This is a genomic window from Kitasatospora sp. NPDC057542 (assembly GCF_042801945.1).
Lineage (GTDB): Bacteria > Actinomycetota > Actinomycetes > Streptomycetales > Streptomycetaceae > Kitasatospora.
This window is the reverse complement of sequence record NZ_JBHVFE010000678.1, coordinates 1-3,425: the sequence shown is the minus strand read 5'-3', so window position 1 is coordinate 3,425 and position 3,425 is coordinate 1. Positions and strand designations below refer to the sequence as shown.

Genomic DNA, 3,425 nt, shown 5'->3' with positions numbered 1-3,425 from the left:
CACCCGAACGGCGGGGCGGGACACCACGGATGCGTCAGCTGTTGGTCGTCAGCAGACGGTCGGCCAGGGCGTCGGCGAGACGGTAGGCCTCGTCGGCCGAGAGGGTGCGGCAGATGGCGTCCGCCAGTTCCTCGACGTTGTGCCAGTCGACGCTGCCGAGTCCCGCCTGCGGGGCGGCGGCTGCCGGCTTCTCGCGCTGCTCCGGCATCGGGAGCGGCTCGGAATTTTCCGCGGAAAATCGGTCGGTGCCCGATGCGGGCTCAGCGCTCGCGAGCGGAGCCTGCGGGACGGTCTCCGGCCGGGGTGCTGCGGGAGCCACCGGCTCCGCCACCGACGGTGCCGCCTCGGCAACCGGCTTGACGGTCGGCGCAGGCGTGACAACCGGCTGCGGAGCCGGCACGGCCGAGGAGGTGTCCTTGGCCGGGGCCTTCGCCTCCAGCCTGGCCGCCCGCTTCGCCGCGACCGCGTCGGCGTCGGCCTGGAGCAGCTGCTCCAGTTCAGCCGTCTGCTCGGCCAGGGACATCTCCTCGATGCCCTTCACCGAACCGAGCCGGCGGGCGACGTTGATGGAGAGGCCCTCCTCGCCGCGTGCCTTGGCCCGCACCTGGCGCTGCAGCTCGGGGTGGAGCTTCAGCAGGTTCTTGCGGTGCGAGATCCAGCTCTGGGACCAGCCCTCCGCTTCGGCTGCCTCCTTGGCGGTCGGGTACTGCGCCACGATGAGCAGGACCGCGTTGGCCTCCTCGATCGGGTCGAAGTCCTTGCGCGCCATGTTCTCGTCGAGCGCGGCCCGCAGCAGGGTCGCCTTGGACTCCGCCACCGAGTCGTCCACGACGACGAGCAGCTTCTCGCGCCCGTACAGCTCCGCGGCCGCCCGCCGACGGTTGCCGTTGACGACGATCACGTCCTGCGGACCCGCTCCCAGCGTCTGCCGGTCCTCCGGCCACAGCCGCAGGTAGGCGGCCGGGGTGACGGCGAGGCAGCTCTGCAGCTGGCGGTCCTTGATGCTCGCCAGGTCGGAGAGGTCGCCCAGCTCGTCGCGGGGGTTGCGCGGGTTGGGGAGGCAGCTGGCGGTGGGGATCCACTTGGCCACCGGGGCGTCGTTGGCGCTGTCCACACCCGGAGCGTCGACGACCGGGTCGGCGGCCATCGAGGCGAAGGAAACGCGACGGCCTGCCATCAGCGGCCCCCGTAGCCGAGCTCAAGGGACAGACGGAAGAAGTCCTCGCGGGCCCGGTAGGCGGTACCGCTCTCCTTGTACTGGGTGACGACCGTTCCCTCGGCCACCGCCCGAGAGTGGATCTTGTACCGGCGCAGGACGGTCTTGGCGCGGGGCCAGCCCTTCGCGGTGATGTACGCCTCGGTGTCCTCAAGGTCGGCGCGGCCGTCCCGGGGGTCCCAGTTGTTGACGACGATCCGGAAGGGGATGTCCATCGGCTCGATGACCTTCTGGATGGTCCGGGCCGTCGGGTCGAAGCACAGCGGCTCGGTGATCATCGGGACCAGGACGTCATCCGCGATCTCCAGCGCCCTGCGCAGGATCTCCTCGTCCGCCAGGGTGCCCGGCGTGTCGATGAAGATGTGCTGGTACTCGTCCTTCTCGCCGAGGACGTCGTACGTGCACGCCGCGAGGTTGACCGTGGTGGTGGTCTTGCCCACGCCGCCCTTCTGGTTGGCGATGACGTGGATCTTCGCGCCGGTCTTCTTCAGGTGGATCAGCTGCTCGGCGTGGTCGTGCGCCGCCATGAAGTCGAAGGGCAGGTTGTCTCCCACCCGCTCGGCCCAGACGACGGCGGACCCCTGGGGGTCGGTGGACACGACAAGCACAGATGGCTTCATGATGTTCCGTTCTCTCCGTGGGCTTCCCGGGCCGACTGCCCGGTACTGCGGATGCCCGCCGCGCAAAGCCGTGGGCGGTGGACGGAGAACAGCATTCCAGATGATCAGCCCGGAGCCTGACGCGACCCGCGTGTGATGGAGCACAAAGGCAGGTTTGCGGGGGCTGCTTTCCCGGAAGGCCGCTGTGCTTGTCCGACAGGATTTCAAATATTCAGATTTTCTACCTGCGGTGATGTTCAGTTGCTGGAGGGGGGAGTCAATGCGCGAGGGCCGTTTGCTTCGAGTGTGCGGCGCGGACGTTGAGCGTTCGTAGGGCCGCGTGACTGTGGTGGCATGAGAAATTCTGTCCCCAGTCGGCCATGGCCCGTCCCGTCGGTCCGGCAAGCCGCCCTTCCGCGAGGGCGATCGCGACTGACGGCTACCGTCACCACCGCTACCCAGAGACCCGGATCAGCGCAGGCCCTCACTCTCCCATGGCCGGCGCCCGGACCGAAGGCCGTCGCAGAAGGCAGTGATCTGCCCGTACCCCCGTCACACCCGGCCGCTGGCCATCAGGGCGACGTGAGGCAAGAGCAGGAACCCGTCGGGACCAGCGAACTCGGCGCTGAGCGTGTCGAGCTGTCGCTTGATCTCCGCCTGGACTTCCGGGGCCTGACTGACCACGATCTGCCCGATCGTGGCCACCCCGGAGGCCGGCCCGCTCCACCACTCCTCGACATCGGCACGGTGATCCCAGCTCAAGGTCTCACATGCCGTCTCGGCCAACCCCGCCGAGGCCAGCAGGTCCGTGAGGCCTTGCTCGGTCCGCGGGAAGTCGTCCTCCGAGGCCAGAGCGGGCAGATCGGACGGCCGCACCACACCTGCGGCCTGGATCGCCCGGCCGATCAGGGCCTGGCCGGGAGCCGGCGGAGAAGCCCAGATCGTCACAGCGACCGTCCCCCCGGGACGGGTCACCCGCCGCAGCTCGGCGAGCGCCTGCTGTGGACGGCCCACGTGGTTGAGCACGAAGTTGCCCACCACCGCGTCGAACTCCCCGTCCGTGAAAGGCAGCTCCGGCAGCGCCGCCACCTGGACCTCCGCCGCCGGAGCAGCCTGCCCGGCCAGGTCGACCATGCCGGGCTCGGCGTCCACGGCCGATACCTTCGCCCCACGCGCACAGGCCGCCACCGCGACCGTCCCCGTCCCGGTTCCCACGTCCAGAACACGCGCACCCGCCCGGACACCGGCGACATCCAGAAGCCGTTCAACCGGATAGGCGCACAGCTTCGCGAAACTGTCGGCATAGGCCCTCGCACTGCCCGACCAGATCCGCCGCTCGCTCTCATCGAAAAGCGTCACAGTCCCCCGCCCCTCCGCGGACACATAGATCAACTCCACGGGACCCTAACGCACCGCCTCCCAGCCCGAGTGGTCTCTCCTTGTGGAACCCGCGCTCAACGAGTCCGAGATCCTCGCCCGCATGGGGCAGAGGCGGGCAGGCCGGTCGCCGGAGTTCGCCGCCGGCATCCCGCACCTGCTGAAGGGCGAGTTCAGCGACAACGCCGGCACCCCGGGCCGCGTCCGCCGGTCACCGGCGTCCTCCTTCAGGA

3 protein-coding genes are annotated in these 3,425 nt (G+C 69.6%); all 3 read right to left on the bottom strand.

The annotated features are described in order from the left end of the window. Positions 1-34 precede the first annotated feature (34 nt). A complete protein-coding gene (locus tag ACFU7Y_RS41965) occupies positions 35-1,177 on the bottom strand; it encodes a hypothetical protein (RefSeq protein ID WP_224274878.1) in 1,143 nt (380 codons plus the stop codon). Then, the gene (locus ACFU7Y_RS41960) at positions 1,177-1,815 is read right to left on the bottom strand and encodes a ParA family protein (protein WP_224274879.1); all 639 of its coding nucleotides are present in this window, start codon (positions 1,813-1,815) and stop codon (positions 1,177-1,179) included. Before ACFU7Y_RS41960 ends, ACFU7Y_RS41965 begins: the two co-directional genes overlap by 1 nt. A 552-nt stretch (positions 1,816-2,367) precedes the next feature. Then, on the bottom strand, positions 2,368-3,174 hold the full coding sequence (locus ACFU7Y_RS41955; RefSeq protein ID WP_224274881.1) for a class I SAM-dependent methyltransferase: 807 nt from the start codon (positions 3,172-3,174) through the stop codon (positions 2,368-2,370). Between the last annotated feature and the right edge of the window lie 251 nt (positions 3,175-3,425).

Excerpts from the sequence above, each read along its gene's own strand:
- ACFU7Y_RS41965 (WP_224274878.1), bottom strand. The coding sequence starts at position 1,177 with ATGGCAGGCCGTCGCGTTTCCTTCGCCTCGATGGCCGCCGACCCGGTC.